The 14,780-nt window shown below is 62.5% G+C and carries 14 protein-coding genes; 10 read left to right on the forward strand and 4 right to left on the reverse strand.

Going from position 1 to position 14,780, the window contains the following annotated elements; genetic code table 11:
• The first annotated feature begins 6 nt into the window (after positions 1-6).
• Entirely contained in the window at positions 7-1,107 is a 1,101-nt protein-coding gene (gene ribB / locus EUU22_RS10220) for a 3,4-dihydroxy-2-butanone-4-phosphate synthase (protein ID WP_129331912.1), read from the forward strand.
• Between the two features lie 218 nt (positions 1,108-1,325).
• Here ribB and EUU22_RS10225 read toward each other — a convergent pair whose 3' ends face one another.
• The gene (locus EUU22_RS10225; protein ID WP_129331913.1) at positions 1,326-3,728 is read right to left on the reverse strand and encodes a hypothetical protein; all 2,403 of its coding nucleotides are present in this window, start codon (positions 3,726-3,728) and stop codon (positions 1,326-1,328) included.
• Between the two features lie 419 nt (positions 3,729-4,147).
• Positions 4,148-5,335: a winged helix-turn-helix domain-containing protein gene (locus EUU22_RS10230; protein WP_129331914.1), complete on the reverse strand. Its 1,188-nt coding sequence runs from the start codon at positions 5,333-5,335 to the stop codon at positions 4,148-4,150.
• A gap of 133 nt (positions 5,336-5,468) precedes the next feature.
• Here EUU22_RS10230 and EUU22_RS10235 point away from each other — a divergent pair, with 133 nt between their 5' ends.
• The 4 genes from EUU22_RS10235 to EUU22_RS10250 all read left to right on the forward strand — a co-directional run bounded on the left by EUU22_RS10235 (position 5,469) and on the right by EUU22_RS10250 (position 8,296).
• A complete protein-coding gene (locus EUU22_RS10235; protein WP_129331915.1) occupies positions 5,469-6,335 on the forward strand; it encodes a hypothetical protein in 867 nt (288 codons plus the stop codon).
• An 87-nt stretch (positions 6,336-6,422) separates the two neighbouring features.
• Positions 6,423-7,103 carry an energy-coupling factor ABC transporter ATP-binding protein gene (locus EUU22_RS10240; RefSeq protein WP_129331916.1) on the forward strand — a complete coding sequence of 227 codons (681 nt, stop codon included), beginning with the start codon at positions 6,423-6,425 and terminating at the stop codon, positions 7,101-7,103.
• On the forward strand, positions 7,100-7,702 hold the full coding sequence (locus tag EUU22_RS10245) for an energy-coupling factor transporter transmembrane component T family protein (RefSeq protein ID WP_129331917.1): 603 nt from the start codon (positions 7,100-7,102) through the stop codon (positions 7,700-7,702). Before EUU22_RS10240 ends, EUU22_RS10245 begins: the two co-directional genes overlap by 4 nt.
• A 33-nt stretch (positions 7,703-7,735) precedes the next feature.
• Positions 7,736-8,296, forward strand: a complete 561-nt coding sequence (locus tag EUU22_RS10250; protein WP_129331918.1) for a biotin transporter BioY — start codon at positions 7,736-7,738, stop codon at positions 8,294-8,296.
• 51 nt (positions 8,297-8,347) lie between these two features.
• On the opposite strand, the gene EUU22_RS10255 is transcribed toward EUU22_RS10250, so the two are convergent.
• A complete protein-coding gene (locus EUU22_RS10255) occupies positions 8,348-8,758 on the reverse strand; it encodes a YybH family protein (protein ID WP_129331919.1) in 411 nt (136 codons plus the stop codon).
• A gap of 117 nt (positions 8,759-8,875) precedes the next feature.
• Between EUU22_RS10255 and EUU22_RS10260 the strand changes: the two genes are divergently transcribed.
• Positions 8,876-9,220, forward strand: a complete 345-nt coding sequence (locus EUU22_RS10260) for a winged helix-turn-helix transcriptional regulator (RefSeq protein WP_129331920.1) — start codon at positions 8,876-8,878, stop codon at positions 9,218-9,220.
• 62 nt (positions 9,221-9,282) lie between these two features.
• Positions 9,283-10,614 (forward strand): PQQ-dependent sugar dehydrogenase, encoded by a 1,332-nt coding sequence (locus tag EUU22_RS10265; protein ID WP_129331921.1) that lies wholly within the window; start codon positions 9,283-9,285, stop codon positions 10,612-10,614.
• 22 nt (positions 10,615-10,636) lie between these two features.
• Here EUU22_RS10265 and EUU22_RS10270 read toward each other — a convergent pair whose 3' ends face one another.
• Positions 10,637-11,038: an acyl-CoA thioesterase gene (locus EUU22_RS10270; protein WP_129331922.1), complete on the reverse strand. Its 402-nt coding sequence runs from the start codon at positions 11,036-11,038 to the stop codon at positions 10,637-10,639.
• A gap of 215 nt (positions 11,039-11,253) precedes the next feature.
• Here EUU22_RS10270 and EUU22_RS10275 point away from each other — a divergent pair, with 215 nt between their 5' ends.
• The 3 genes from EUU22_RS10275 to EUU22_RS10285 form a co-directional block, all read left to right on the forward strand.
• Positions 11,254-12,189: a histone deacetylase family protein gene (locus EUU22_RS10275; RefSeq protein ID WP_129331923.1), complete on the forward strand. Its 936-nt coding sequence runs from the start codon at positions 11,254-11,256 to the stop codon at positions 12,187-12,189.
• A gap of 2 nt (positions 12,190-12,191) precedes the next feature.
• Positions 12,192-12,446 (forward strand): exodeoxyribonuclease VII small subunit, encoded by a 255-nt coding sequence (locus tag EUU22_RS10280; RefSeq protein ID WP_129331924.1) that lies wholly within the window; start codon positions 12,192-12,194, stop codon positions 12,444-12,446.
• 473 nt (positions 12,447-12,919) lie between these two features.
• The coding region (locus EUU22_RS10285; protein ID WP_129331925.1) for a methyl-accepting chemotaxis protein at positions 12,920-14,780 on the forward strand (1,861 nt) is incomplete at its 3' end.

Consider the following 14,780-nt stretch of genomic DNA (forward strand, 5'->3'; position numbering starts at 1 on the left):
TTGTCCATGAGCTATGACCAGAGCCGCGTCGTCGATGCCATCCGCGCCTTCGAGGCGGGCGAGATCGTCGTGGTCGTCGACGACGACGACCGGGAGAACGAGGGCGACCTGATCGTCGCCGCCGTCCACTGCACGGCCGAGAAGATGGCCTTCATCGTCCGCCACACCTCCGGGATCGTCTGTGCGCCGATGCCGCGCGAAGAGGCAAAACGCCTCAACCTCAGCGCCATGGTCGCCGAAAACGACAGCGCCCACACGACGGCCTTCACCGTCTCGGTCGACTTCAAGCACGGCACGACCACCGGCATTTCCGCCGACGACCGCACGCTCACCGTGCGCAATCTCGCCAATCCGAATGTCGGCGCCGCCGATTTCGTCCGTCCCGGCCACATCTTCCCGCTGGTCGCCCGCGAGGGCGGCGTGCTGATGCGCTCGGGCCATACCGAAGCCGCCGTCGACCTCTGCAAGCTCGCCGGCCTGCCGCAGATCGGCGTGATCTCCGAGCTCGTCAACGACGACGGCACGGTGAAGCGCGGCCCGCAGGTCGCAAGCTTCGCCGCCGAACACGGGCTGAAGCTGCTCTCCGTCGCCGACCTCATCGCCTACCGCCAGCGCAAGGAAACGCTGATCCAGCTCGCCTCGAGCTTCGGCATCGAAACGCCCTACGGCCCGGCCAAGGCGCATGCCTATTCGCTGCCCTGGGACCCGATGCAGCATCTCGCCGTCGTCTTCGGCGACATCCGCGACGGCGTCGACATTCCGGTGCGCCTGCATCTTGAGCATGTCGGCCAGGACGTGTTCGGCAAGGGCCGGCAGATCGACGACATCATGAAGAAGATCGCCGAGAAGGGCCGCGGCGTCATCGTCTACCTGCGCGAAGGCTCCGTCGGCGTCGGCGTCTCGACCACCGCGCGCGCCGGCCACCACGAGCGCGAGGCGCACGAACAGGCGCAGGCTCGCGAAAGCGAATGGCTGGAAATCGGCCTCGGCGCGCAGATCCTCAAAGACCTCGGCGTCACCTCCATCCGCCTCTTTGCCTCACGCGAACGGCACTATGTCGGGCTCGAAGGGTTCGGGATCCGGATCACCGGGACGGAGATTGTTTGAGGGCGGGCGCCCAAGGACCGCAGCTGACTTGCACTGGTGGCGCCGGAGGGAGCGCCCACCATCGCTCAAAAGCCTTAGAAACCGGGCTCTCAGGGATGACTAGGGGGGACACGATGTCCCCCTTTTGTGTCTCTGCATCGCATAAGCATAAAAAGTCCGCAAGTTATCCAGCGGTCAAGCTTGATGGGCAATCACTCCAAGGCCGCCGTGCGCAGAAATCAGTCGAGCAAAAAGCCTAACTCATACACCTGTGGTAAGATTTTCTCGCTGAGGGTTTCGTACGCCGCGTCAAATGGGTCGAAGTCGGTCAATTGGTTAGCCGAATTGTCCTTGAGTGCTCGACGAACCTGCCACCATCCCACGTCCGGGCGGCCGAGCTTGTATTCATCAATGATAGTTCTGCCGAACTTTTGCTGATGGTACTGCTGGAATAATTTACGTCCTTCGCTCATCACGGTCTTAGCTTCGGTAGAGAGCTTTAGCTTAGACATGTAGGTTGTCATGAAATTTGATGCAAAAGCCGTTTTGGCGCCTACCTCTGTTTCCGTAAATGGTAGGAAGTGATTTACCAGCGGCCAGTCCTTTCCATCCCAGCGCAGTTTGTCCACGGAAGCAGCGTAGTTTGCGCCGTTAAATAGTGTCCAGACCAAGCAATCGTTCTTGAACTCGTTGGAGAGTTGCTCCGTCGGTTGCAAAAATTGGTCTCGATCGTTGAGCCATGTAGGCTTTACGATGCGCCGAACAGCAAACATAACAGCAACTTGCCATAAGTTGTCTTTGTTGATGAAAAATCCTCGTCCACTCGCGAAGCCGGAGGATAGTATCATGGTCAAGCGGCTGGCCTGTTGAAGGTCGTTGCCAGCGCAGTTAAACCATCCGAGGGCACCCTCGGACCATCTAGTTCCTCTCAGGTCTGCGGTCGTTGTTGCTGGTTCAACAGCCCCCTTAAGCGGTATTGCGGGGGTCTTGTTGGTCTTGGGACGTGCGGGCCATGTCGATAACAGTAAGTCGTTGTCGACGTTTACAAACGTTTTGTCACGGACATATATCGCATTGCGGTCAAGAACGTCTGTCACGATTTCAGTAATAGGCTCAGGCTTAGATGTGTCCCAGATAAGAAAGCCGATCGGGAAATCGCCCTTCAAATCATCGAATGCCCGACTATGGACAACAAAACCACCGAGATATTTTGCCTGCCATGTTTTCCTGAAGTCTTCGAATGCCTGGGAGTTGACGTACTTGAGCTTTCCGAAGGTAGCCACCGTGGCAGAAGGGATCTCTTTATGAACTCGCGCGATGAACTGAGTAAAGAGTTCATTGCTGGCTTTACCATAGTCAGCCATACCGGCAGCGGCAAATTTTGATCGAGCAACGCCGGTCTTGCTTCGATCGACACCTCTACTGGCCGCGTTGTCTGAACTAGTCGCTTCCGCATAAGGCGGATTAATCAAAACAAGGATTTTTTTCGCACCAGGCTTCTTTGCCCTCGCGTCCGCAATCGCTGTTCGCAAGGCGGATGGAACTTTGTCGGATAGAGAATAATCGATAAGTCCGAACTCGTTGATGTCATCATTTAGATAGTCATATTGAAATATTGTTGCGCCGACGCAGGTATGAGATGCCTTCATTACATCGATATCTGCTCGATCGATAGTGCTCATGAATATATTATGATAGTTTGAATGCTTTACTTCGAGATTTCCTACGCCGCAGCACATATCCCAAACGATGTAACGCTTCTGCCAATTCTTTCCGAGGACGGCCGCAAGTTCATCATACGCCTTATCAACAACCTTTAGTGGAGTGTAATACGCGCCCTTGAATTCACGCTCATCGAGAGGCAGCAGGCTATCCCGGCGTTCAAGCAAGTATCTCCGGTATTCGGCTTCCGGCGGGCGATGGTAGATCGCCCAGAAATTCCGGTAGCCGTGGAGGTTGTTTAGCTCATACATCACGCCATTCAAAAAGAAGACGGGTTTGTCGTCGTCATGAAGAAGCTTGGCGGGCAGATCTTTAACTGCAGCCTTCTTCCCGTCATGCATGATGTCAGCAAAGAAGAGCAAAGCGTAATCTGTGGCCGATACACCCGTCAGTTCGCTACCGATCATCTCCACCCATTTATCAAATACTTGCCGGAGATTATCCGGCGTAATGGGTGTGCGAATGATTTTGCCGGAGGCAATGGCGGAGCGGATCGCCCCAATAAAGTCTCGTTCATATGTATCTAATTGATAAACAACGAAATGAGTTTCGATATGAGGCGCCAACTGGATCGCGAGAGACTTATCGATCTTTGATCCCGACTTGGGCCATTTGATCGACTTCTCATCCAGGATCGGAAGAGCCTTGGATGTCTCCATGATCGCAGCTTTTTCGGTGTCGATTACGCATAGAAAAGGCGGGATCTGTTCTCCGAGCTTCCTTGCGCTTCTCACATAAAACAGCAATTGCGCAAACATTACGACTGGAGGTGTGGGAAACCCCTTCGCCTCAAACCAAATCTCTTTAGTGCGGATATCAACAAGCGTTTTGTTGTAAGCCTTGAGCCCGATCGCCTTAATGTAGGCATCCTTCACGTCTTCTTCGGTCTTGGCTTGAAGGAGATCGTTTCTAAGGCTCATTTGAAATCCTGACTGTAGCCGGGCGCGGCAGCAATGTTCGTATGTTGAAGTGCACCTGCGGATGGTCTCCGAGGACCCTTTGGGTTGAGGGCGTAGGCAGCTTATACATCACAAAGTTACCAAGTGACGAAACTGAGAATTTTTACGAGGGGGTATTTAAGTCCCTCTGTTCAACCGCTTCCCCCCATAGGGCCGGTGGTTTGGTAGCTTCGTATCCTCCACCGGCAATACGCGCGATCTTCCTTTGCCAGCCTCCACTACGACAGAGAGGACATAAGGCCAGGGTATGGGGTGGTGTCCGCAGGGGTATACGCCTGCGGACATACCTCACTCCGAAGTTTTGAATGTCCATTAGGGCCATATGACACCATCGGACGGCCTCAATAACGGACAGAACCTCAGCGCCCCGCCCTCCCCCCTCACCCCAGCCACCCCTCGCCATACTCCACCTTCTCCACGCCGGCGAATCTGGCGATGCGGGAAAGCTCGGCCTCCAGCCTTTCCAGCCGCCCGGCGGAGGGTTTCACGCCCGGCTCCCACCAGAGGCGCCGGACCGCCAGCACGCCCGTCTTGCGGTCCGCCTTCATGTCGATGCGGCCGACGAGGCGGTCGGCTTCCAAGAGCGGGAAGACGTAGTAGCCGTATTCGCGCTTCGGCTCGGGCACGAAGATCTCGATGCGGTAGAAGAAGCCGAAGAGCCGTTCGGTGCGGTTGCGGTCGCGGATCAGCGGGTCGAAGGGGCTCAAGGTGCGGATGCGGGCCGGCGGCTCCGGCGGGTCGAGGAGTGCCGGCAGGCTTTCGGCAAGGGCGAAGGAGGCGCGCGGCTTGCCGTCCACCGTTTCGAGCGAGACTTCCTCGAGTTCGTCGCGGTGGCGCTCCACCCAGGCCTTCGCCTCCTGCGGGGTGACGAGCTCGAAGAAGGCGGCGATCTCGCCATGGGTGGCGAAGCCGAGCCGCGTCAGCGCGCCGCGGCAGGCCCAGTCGACGAAGGCGTCGTGGTCGACCTCGGCGGAAAAATGCCCGGGCGGGATCACCCGCTCGGCGAGATCGTAGACCTTCTGGAAATTCTCCCGCGCGGAAATCGCGAGCTTGCCGGTGTGCCAGAGGAATTCGAGCGCCGTCTTCGAGGGGTGCCAGTTCCACCAGCCGCCGGACTTGTGGTCCTCCGCCTTCACGTCGCGGGCCATGACCGGGCCGGTCTCGCGGATGCGCTCGTAAGTCTCCTCGAAGGCCCGGTCGAAGCCCTCCCCCTGCCACTTGCGCCAGTTCTCGCGGATATGGCCCTCGCGGCGGGTGAACCGGTGCTTCCAGTAGGGAAAGAAGGCGGAGGGAATGATCGAGGCGTCGTGCGTCCAGTGCTCGAAGAGCGCGCGGTCCTTTTCGAGAAGTGCTGTCAGGTGCTCCGGCCGGTAGGTCTGGTTGCGGGAAAACAGGATCTGGTGGTGCGCGCGCTCCACCGTCGCAATGCTATCGACCTGGACGAAGCCGAGATCGTGGATCAGCGCGTAGAGCCCGTCCTTTCCGAGCATGCGGTTCGGCGGCCGCGAAAGCCCCTGCCGTTCGAGAAAGATACGCCGTGCCTGCCGGTTGCTGATCGGAATCGCCATGCACGGCAGGCTAGCGAATGTTCTTGGTATGTTCAATCGCTCTTGCACGGAAAGCTATTTTAATAGACGCGCGTCACAACCGCGTCACAATGGCCGTCCGATCTTGCGGTTCCACAACAACACGGAACTCGCGATGAAGTTGACGGTGCTGGACAGCCTGACGGATGCAGGACACGAGGCAAGGCCCAACGAAGACACGTATGGCGCATCGGACGGCCGGGCCTTCGTCATCGACGGCGCCACGGGACTGGGCAATCAGCCGCTGATGACGGGCCACGGTTCCGACGCGCGGTGGCTTTCGCACTTCGCCCGCGACGGCTTCCTCGAACTTGCCGACCGGCCGGTCGCGGAAATGGTGCGCGAGATAAACCGCAGGGCGAAGGAGGAAGTGCACGCCGCCTCGGCCGGCATCGCGCTCGAAGCATGGGCGCTGCCGGTCGCCGGCTTCCAGATGGTTTCCGTGGAAGATGGCACCTTGGTCACCTACGGACTCGGCGATTGCAGGCTGTTCATCCTTGCCAACGACAGTGGCGAGAACTTCGACACGAGCGCGCTGAAGGAAAGCTATGCGGCTGAACGGGAGCGGGCGCGGGCTGCCCTTTCCCGCTCCGGCAGGCTGGCGACACCTTCCTCGCTCACGCTCGATTCCTCCGTGCAGGCGGACCTGCGCGCCGGTCGCGCCCGCTACAATACGCCGGAGGGGCCGCTCTGGACGCTCGGCACGGCGCCGCAGGCCGCCGACTACATAGTGCGAGAAAGCGTGCCGTTTTCGGGCTCCCTGACCGGCCTGCTCTGCACCGACGGCTTTGCCGCGCTTCGGGACCAGTACGAGCTTTACGACACCGCAGGGCTCGTCGCAGCGGCGCGCGATTGCGGGCTCGGCACCCTTCTGGCGGAACTGCGCCACATGGAGCGCAACCGCGATCCGGATGGAAGACTCTATCCGCGCTACAAGGTCAGCGACGACGCAACCGCCTTGCTCTTCGAAATTCATCCGTGAGGTCACGAAAACAGGAAAACGCTTTTCCTTCGCATTCAGCGCGATCTTGTCTATAGAAGCCGGCAAGACATGCGAAAGGACAAAGGCTTGGATATCCGTTTCGATGCGGCCGAAGTGCGTTACGGCGCCCGTGTGGCGCTCGAGCCGCTCAGCCTTTCGCTCAGCGAGCGCCGCATCGGCGTGATCGGGCTCAACGGCTCCGGCAAGACCACCTTCGCGCGGCTGATCAACGGCCTCGTCAAGCCGAGCGCCGGCAAGGTCACAGTCGACGGCCTCGACACGGTCGACGACGCGAAGGCGGTGCTCGCCCGCGTCGGCTTCATCTTCCAGAACCCGGCAAACCAGATCATCCTGCCGATCATCCGCGACGACATCGCCTTCGGGCCGAAGAGCCGCGGGGTGAAGGGCGAGGCGCTCGACCGGGCGGTCAACGCGGTGCTCGACCGCTTTTCGCTGACCGAACTCGCCGACCGGCGCCCGCACGAGCTCTCCGGCGGCGAGGTGCAGCTTGCCGCACTCGCCGCGGTGATGGTGATGCGGCCAGAGATCGTCATCTTCGACGAGCCGACCAACCAGCTCGACCTCAAGAACCGGGCCCTGGTCGAACGAGCGATCCGCGGGCTGGAAGAAAATGCCATCGTCATCAGCCACGACCTTTCGCTGATCGCCGATTTTCCCCGCGTGCTGGTGTTCGACCGAGCAAAGCTCGTCTTCGACGGCGGGGCGCAAGAGGCGATCCGCTTCTACCGGGAGATCGCGCTTCGATGAGGAGCCTTTATGTCGCCGGCGATACCTGGCTGCACCGGCTGAAGCCGGCGATCAAGCTTGGCGCGCTCGCGGTCTTCGCGGCGGCCGTCTTCGTGACCCGCAATCCCGTGGTGCCGGGTGTGGCGCTCGTTCTCGCCGGTCTAACCTATTTCGGGCTCGGCCAGCCGCTCCGGTCGGCCATGCGGCCGCTGCTGCCGATCCTCGCCACGGTGGCGCTGGTGGCGCTCTTCAACCTTCTCGTCAATTCCGCCGGCGAGGCACTGCTGACGCTGCTGCGGCTCTCGGCGCTGGTGCTGATGGCGGCGGCCGTCACCGCGACGACCGGCATTTCCGATTTCATCGACACGATCGCCGCCGCCGCCCGGCCGCTCGAAAGGGCGGGGCTCGTCAAGGCGTCCGACATCGGCCTTGCCGTCGGCCTCGTCATCCGCTTCGTGCCGGAAATCCTCGCCCGCTACCAAGCGATCCGCGAGGCGCATGCCGCCCGCGGGCTCGCCGTCCGCCCCTCCACCCTGCTCGGTCCGCTGGTCATCCAGACGCTGAAGGATGCGGACAGCATCGCCGCGGCCATTGACGCAAGGGGAATTCGGGCTCAATGAGCGGAAAGCAGGGGATTTTTTGAGGAGGCTGCCATGAATACCCGCGATCTCGTTCTCATTGCACTCTTTGCCGCGATCATCGTCGTGCTCGGCCTCGTGCCGCCGATCATGCTGCCGTTCAACGTGCCGATCTCGGCCCAGACGCTCGGCGTCATGCTCGCCGGCGTCATCCTCGGGGCGAAGCGCGGGGCGCTGGCGCCGGTTCTCGTCATCATCCTGGTGGCGATCGGCCTGCCGGTGCTGTCCGGCGGACGCGGCGGCCTTGCCGTCTTCGCCGGCCCGACGGTCGGCTTCCTGATCGGCTGGGTGCCGGGCGCCTATGTGACCGGCCAGATCGCCGAACGCTTCGGCAAGCCGGCGATGGAGGCCCTGCCGCAGACGCTCGGCTTCTTCGCCGCCTCGGTCATCGGCGGCATCGTCGTCGTCTACCTCTTCGGCATCGGCTATCTCGCCTTCGGCGCCGGGCTCGGCCTTTCCAAGGCCTTCATGGGTTCGCTTGCCTTCATTCCCGGCGACCTCATCAAGGCGGCGATCGCAGCGCTTGCCGGCCGCGCCGTGATGGTCGGCTATCCGCTGCTGCCGTACCGCGCCTGAGACATGCGCGGCCGCGGGCGATCACCCGCGGCCCGTCAACGTCGGGACCTGTCAGCCGCCGGACGAAGCCTGGTCGGAAATCAGCGACCAGTGGGTGGCGACGATGCGCCAAGCGCCGTCGGCCTGCCGGCGGTAGACCTCGGTGCAGTACCAGTGCATGCGCGCGCCTTCGCTGCCGGCATAGGAGAGGAAGCGGAAGGTCAGCACCGCCGCATCGCCGATCTCGATCACCTTCGGCTCGATCATCTCGTAGCGTGCCGCGAAGATCTTGCCGCGGATCGCCTCGTAATAGCCGGTGAGCGCGTCGAGCCCGTCCATGCGTTTGTCGAGGAAGGGATCGAAATAGACGACCTCCGGCGCGGAGATTTCGAGAAAGCCGGAGGGATCGCCGTTGCACCAGCGGGCAAGGGCCGCCTTTTCGAGATCGATCACCGGATGGACTTGGGCGGGGGTTTCGGACATCACGTTGCTCCTGGTTCGGGGTTGATGCCCGCAGCCTTAACCGATCGAAAAAATTGCGCCAGTACGCACAAATAGCGCCGTTACGGCGTCATTTGTGTGCGCGGAAGAGGGAAAGACATGCGCAAGCAGCGCCACAAGATCTACGGCAACTGCCCTGTGGAAGCGGCGATGGACATCATCAGCGGCAAGTGGAAGGTGGTCCTGCTCTTCCACATCATGGACGGCACCAAGCGGTTCAACGAACTCGGCCGGCTGCTGCCGGGGCTCACCCAGCGGATGCTGACGAACCAGCTCCGCGAGCTCGAGGCCGACGGCGTGATCGCCCGCACCGTCTACCTGGAAGTGCCACCGAAGGTCGAATATTCCATGACGCCGTTCGGTATGACGCTGGAGCCGCTCCTGAAGGCGCTCTGGGTCTGGTCGGAAACCCACGTGAAGCCACGGCTCACCGCGGAAGAGTGAAGGCTCCTGTTTTCTCGGGAGAATTTGCGTTTGGTCAGTTCCTCGCCGCAAGCGCTTCGGCTATGGTGCCGCAGGACATTTCGGAGAGGAGTGCAGGCATGTTGGGACTGTTCGGCCGGTTCGTCGCCCTGATCGGGGCCGCGATGATCCTCATGCGCCGTGGTGGCGCGAGTAACGGCAAGCCCGCCCTCGGGGGCGCCCCGATCATCCCGGAGGCGAAGCCACAGCGCATCCCCACCCTCAAGATGCCGACCGCCAGGGGCTGGACCGAAGGCCACACGCCGACGGCCGCGCCGGGGCTGAAGGTCAATGCCTTCGCCAAGGGGCTCAAGCACCCGCGCTGGATCTACGTGCTGCCGAACGGCGACGTGCTCACCTCGGAGGCGCTCGGCGTCGATGGCGGGCGCATGCGCACGCCGTTCGACTATGCGATGTACGCGACGATGAAGCGGGCGGCGGCCGTCGGCGACAGCCCGAACCGCATCACGCTGCTGCGCGACACCGACGGCGACGGCACCGCGGAGGTCCGCCACGCCTTCATGGAAGGGCTCAACCACCCCTTCGGCATGGCGCTGCTCGAGGGAACCTTCTATGTCGGCAATACCGACGGGCTGATGGCCTATCCCTATACCGACGGCACCACCCGCATCGCCGCACAGGGCCGCAAGATCGCCGATTTCAAGCCGGCCGGCCACTGGACGCGCAGCGTGCTCGCGAGCCAGGACGGCAGCAAGCTCTATGTCGGCGTCGGCTCGCTGAGCAATATCGCCGAACACGGTTTCGCGGCGGAAGAAGGCCGTGCCTGCATCTACGAGATCGACCTCAAGACGGAGAAGAGCCGCATCTTCGCAGGCGGCTTGCGCAACCCCGTAGGCCTCGCCTTCGAGCCGGCCACCGGTGCACTCTGGACGGTGGTCAACGAGCGCGACGGCCTCGGCGACGAGACGCCGCCCGACTACCTGACCTCGGTGAAGGACGGCGGCTTCTACGGCTGGCCCTATTGCTACTGGGGCCAGACGGTCGACGACCGCGTGCCGCAGGCGCCCGGCCTCGTCGCCACCGCGATCCGGCCCGATTATGCGCTCGGCGGCCACACCGCCTCGCTCGGCCTCTGCTGGTTGCCGGCGGGCACCCTGCCCGGCTTCCCGGACGGCATGGTTATCGGCCAGCACGGTTCGTGGAACCGCTCGACGCTCTCCGGCTACAGGGTGATCTTCGTGCCCTTCGAGAACGGCAAGCCTTCGGGCCCGCCGCGCGACATCCTCACCGGCTTCCTCTCGCCGGACGAGAAATTCTCCTACGGCCGTCCTGTCGGCGTAACCATCGGGCCGGACGGTTCGCTGCTCGTCGCGGACGATGTCGGCGACGTCATCTGGCGCGTGACGGGAGCGTGAGCGCGGGAGGCACCACCTTGCCTCACGGCAGGTAGCTGTAGAGCCAGTCGCGCAAGGTTTCGGGAAGCGTGACCGGCTCGTCGTCGTCGCGGCCGGTCGCGGTCCAGACGATCTCGACCTCCGCCGCGAGTGTCGCCTCGCGCTGGATGAGGATGTCGAAGCCGACCGATTTCATGCCGATCTTGTCGACGCGGACGGTGAGCTTCACCCGGTCGTCGAGGTGCAGGGGCTCATGCAGGCGGATTTCGATCTTCGTCGGCTGGAAATGCGGCTCGTCCTCGAGCGGCGGGCGATAGCGCCAGAAGTGGCTGAGCGCGGTCTCGGCATGGGCGAGATAGGCGGCATTGTGCATCCGCCCCGTCATATCGATGTCGCGATAGGGAACGATGATTTCCGTCACTTCGACGCGCTCGATGTCGTCCATGGCCTGCCTGCCCTCTCCCTCATGCCAGGCATTTATACGTTCATTCCACGAGGAAGAACAAGGAGCGGCGGGAATGGCGGGCTTCTGTTGACAGTTGTCAAACGTTGCTGCGAGGTGGTGGCGCACCTCGCAGCGGGGTCCTAGAATGGCCGCGAAGACGGAGAAGGCTACTTCGAGCCGACCGACCGAGAAGACCACGTGCCCCGGGAACGACCATGACCACGCGCCTCTACGAGCACTCCGTTTTCCTCGAACACCTGACGCCGCCCGGCCATCCGGAGCGCCCGGACCGGCTGCGCGCGATCAACCTTGCGCTCGAACATCCCGCTTTCGCGCCGCTGCAACGGAAGCAGGCACCGCAGGCGAACGAAGATGCGGTGCTGCTTGCGCATCCGGAAGAACACCTGTTCTCGATCATGCGGCAGATCCCCGAGGAAGAGGGCGAGATCAACCGGGTCGAGACCGACACCTATGTCTCGCAGAAGAGCCTGCAGGCGGCGCTGACGGCGATCGGCGGGGCGATGGCCGCCGTCGACGCGGTGATGGCACGCGAGATCGCCAACGCCTTTGTCGCCTGCCGTCCGCCCGGCCACCATGCGGAGAAGGCGAAGGCCATGGGTTTCTGCCTGTTCAACACGATCGCGATTACCGCCCGCCACGCGATGCGACATCACGGCGTCGAGCGGGTGGCGATCGTCGACTGGGACGTGCACCACGGCAACGGCACGCAGGACATCTTCTGGGACGAGCGCAACGTGCTCTTCTGCTCGACGCACCAGATGCCGCTCTATCCCGGCACGGGCAAGAAGGAAGAGACCGGCGCCTTCGGCAACATCGTCAACGCGCCGCTCTCGCCGAACACGGGCAGCGAGCACTTCCGCGAGGCGTTCAAGGCGCGCGTCCTGCCGGCGCTCGAAAACTTCCGCCCCGACCTCGTCCTGATCTCCGCCGGCTTCGACGCCCACCATCGCGACCCGCTGGCGCAACTCAATCTCGTCGGCGAGGATTTCGACTGGGCGACGGGGCGGGCGATGGAAGTGGCGGACAAATTCGCCCATAACCGGGTCGTCAGCCTCCTCGAAGGCGGCTATGATCTGGAAGGCCTCGCCGAATCGGCGGGCATGCATATCATGAGACTGATGAAGGGTTGACCATGACCGAAAGCGCCGCCCAGGCCGATCTTTCCGGCTATTCGTTCGAGAAGGCCGTCGCCGAGCTGGAGAGCATCGTGGCGCGGCTGGAGCGTGGCGATGTGGCGCTTGACGAGTCGATCGCCATCTACGAGCGCGGCGAACAGTTGAAGAAGCATTGCGAGACGCTGCTGGCCGCCGCCGAAAACCGGATCGAGAAGATCCGCCTCGACCGCGCCGGCAAGCCGCAGGGCACCGAGCCTCTCGACCGCGAATAGGCACAGACACCGGAAAGCGACGTTCGGCATTTCCCGACCTCCAGTCGGGAGAGGCTTGGATTTTGCCGTCGCGATAATACCGGCATTTGAAGTATTTCTTTAATGTGCCGACGTATTGTCCGCCGCGATAGAGAGCGCCTTTTCTTCGGCAACGCCGCGCTGCAAGTCAGTACATGAGCTTTTTCGAATTCGACGAAAGAGAGCAAATGACAACGCCCATATTAAAACCTTCTGCGTGCAGTTAGGTTTGGCGATTCAACCGTAGTTAACCGCTTCTCAACCATTCCGTTGCAGAACAGTATTGCCCCGCACTTTTCGCGGGGCGGGCGAGATGAAGTGGCCACGCGCAGGGCCGTCGCCCTTCGGCGGCAGGCCCCGAGGCCGCCTCCGAACCGGTCATGTTTTCCGATCACCGTCCTATCCGCATGCCATTCCCGCCGGCATACGGAGCCGCATTTTCAGAAGGAATTTCCATGAAGCGCCCCACCGTCAAGACCTCGCTGATCCTCAGCCTGGCGTCGATCGCCGTCATTACCGCCGGCCTCGCCTTTGTCGCCATATCCGGCGTTTCCAGTGTTTTCGATCGCGCAAGCGAGATTGCCGACCGGGTGCTGCCCTCGACCAACCAGGTGCGGCTGATGGACAAGGGCATGGTCGATATCCGGCTTTCCTATGCCCGGCACATCATGAGCCTCACGCCGGAAACCATGGCTGCCGTCGAAAAGGACATCAAGACCTATGTGGATTTCCAGCGCGAGCTGATCCGCAAGCAGAACGAACAATTCATCAGGGGGACCGAAGAGCAGAAGCTGATCGGTGAGGTGACGAAAACCCTCGATGCCTACGTCCAGCAGGGCGAAAAGGTGCTGGCGCTTTCCCGCGAGAACAAGAATGAAGAGGCCGAGGCCGTCTTCTCCGCCGAATTGCAGAAGTATGGCGACGCCAGCGACCAGGCGATCGATACACTGGTCGATTACTATGTCGAGCAGGCGGATGCCGTGCACGACGCAATGAAGGCCCAGTTCGACTTCATGCAGGTCCTGATCGCCTCGGTGAGTGCGCTCGCCTTCGTCGTCGTCGGCGGGGCCATGTTGTTCACCGTCACCGGCGTCGCCAACCCGATCCAGCGCATCACGCGCTCGATGCGCGGCCTGGCCGATGGGGATACCGATGCGCCGATCCCCTATGCCGGCCGCACCGACGAAATCGGCGAGATGGCCGGCGCGGTCGAAATCTTCCGCCAGGCGGCAATCGCCAACAAACGCCTCGAAGCCGAGGCCGAACAGAACCGCCGTCAGGCCGAACTCGACCGGATCGCCAGCCAGCAGCGCGCCGAGGCGGAAGCCGCCGAACGCATGCGGATTGCGACCTCCGGCCTTGCCGCCGGCCTGAAGCGGCTCGCCTCCGGCGACCTCTCCTTCCAACTCGACGAAGCCTTCGCCGCCGATTTCGAGGAACTGCGCCGCGACTTCAACCAGTCCGTCCAGCAGCTTTCCTCGACGCTGCAGGTCATCCAGGACAGCGTTTCGACCATGGACAGCGGCGCGCGCGAGATGGCAACGGCCGCGGAAAACCTCTCCAGGCGCACGGAACAGCAAGCCGCCTCGCTCGAAGAGACCGCCGCCGCCCTCGACGAGATCACAGCCAACGTCAACTCCTCGACCCGGCGCACCGAGGACGCCCGCACCGTCGCCACCCAGGCGAACCAGGGTGCGGCGAAATCGGCCGGCGTCGTCGCCAGCGCCGAAGAAGCGATGCGGCGCATCGAAGGGTCCTCGCAGCAGATCTCCAACATCATCGGCGTCATCGACGAGATCGCCTTCCAGACGAACCTGCTGGCGCTCAATGCCGGCGTCGAAGCGGCGCGTGCCGGCGAGGCCGGCAAGGGTTTCGCCGTCGTCGCCCAGGAGGTCCGCGAACTCGCCCAGCGCTCCGCCCAGGCCGCCCGCGAGATCAAGGGTCTCATTCAGAACTCCTCTGAAGAGGTGGAGAATGGCGTGAAGCTGGTGCGCGACACCGGCGTGGCGCTGCAGGCGATCAGCGGCTTCATCACCGAGATGAACCAGCACATGGATTCGATCGCCACTGCCGCGAAGGAACAGTCGATCGGGCTTGCCGAGGTCAACACGGCCGTCAACTCGATGGACCAGACGACCCAGCAGAATGCCGCGATGGTCGAACAGTCGACCGCCGCAAGCTCTAGCCTCGCCATGGAAACGGCGAAGCTGCGCGAGCTGATCGGCCAGTTCCGGCTCGCAGCTGGCGGGCGCGCCGTCTCCACGTCATCGCGCCCGGCAATGGCCGCTGCCCCGGCAGCACGGCCGGCGGCGCGCC

Source organism: Ciceribacter ferrooxidans (assembly GCF_004137355.1).
GTDB classification, from domain to species: Bacteria; Pseudomonadota; Alphaproteobacteria; order Rhizobiales; family Rhizobiaceae; genus Allorhizobium; species Allorhizobium ferrooxidans.

Excerpts from the sequence above, each read along its gene's own strand:
- EUU22_RS10255 (WP_129331919.1), bottom strand. The coding sequence starts at position 8,758 with ATGTCCGAAACCCCCGCCCAAGTCCATCCGGTGATCGATCTCGAAAAG.
- ribB (WP_129331912.1), top strand. The coding sequence starts at position 7 with ATGAGCTATGACCAGAGCCGCGTCGTCGATGCCATCCGCGCCTTCGAG.
- EUU22_RS10225 (WP_129331913.1), bottom strand. The coding sequence starts at position 3,728 with ATGAGCCTTAGAAACGATCTCCTTCAAGCCAAGACCGAAGAAGACGTG.
- EUU22_RS10270 (WP_129331922.1), bottom strand. The coding sequence starts at position 11,038 with ATGGACGACATCGAGCGCGTCGAAGTGACGGAAATCATCGTTCCCTAT.
- EUU22_RS10230 (WP_129331914.1), bottom strand. The coding sequence starts at position 5,335 with ATGGCGATTCCGATCAGCAACCGGCAGGCACGGCGTATCTTTCTCGAA.
- EUU22_RS10250 (WP_129331918.1), top strand. The coding sequence starts at position 7,736 with ATGAATACCCGCGATCTCGTTCTCATTGCACTCTTTGCCGCGATCATC.
- EUU22_RS10265 (WP_129331921.1), top strand. The coding sequence starts at position 9,283 with ATGGTGCCGCAGGACATTTCGGAGAGGAGTGCAGGCATGTTGGGACTG.
- EUU22_RS10260 (WP_129331920.1), top strand. The coding sequence starts at position 8,876 with ATGCGCAAGCAGCGCCACAAGATCTACGGCAACTGCCCTGTGGAAGCG.
- EUU22_RS10235 (WP_129331915.1), top strand. The coding sequence starts at position 5,469 with ATGAAGTTGACGGTGCTGGACAGCCTGACGGATGCAGGACACGAGGCA.
- EUU22_RS10280 (WP_129331924.1), top strand. The coding sequence starts at position 12,192 with ATGACCGAAAGCGCCGCCCAGGCCGATCTTTCCGGCTATTCGTTCGAG.
- EUU22_RS10245 (WP_129331917.1), top strand. The coding sequence starts at position 7,100 with ATGAGGAGCCTTTATGTCGCCGGCGATACCTGGCTGCACCGGCTGAAG.
- EUU22_RS10275 (WP_129331923.1), top strand. The coding sequence starts at position 11,254 with ATGACCACGCGCCTCTACGAGCACTCCGTTTTCCTCGAACACCTGACG.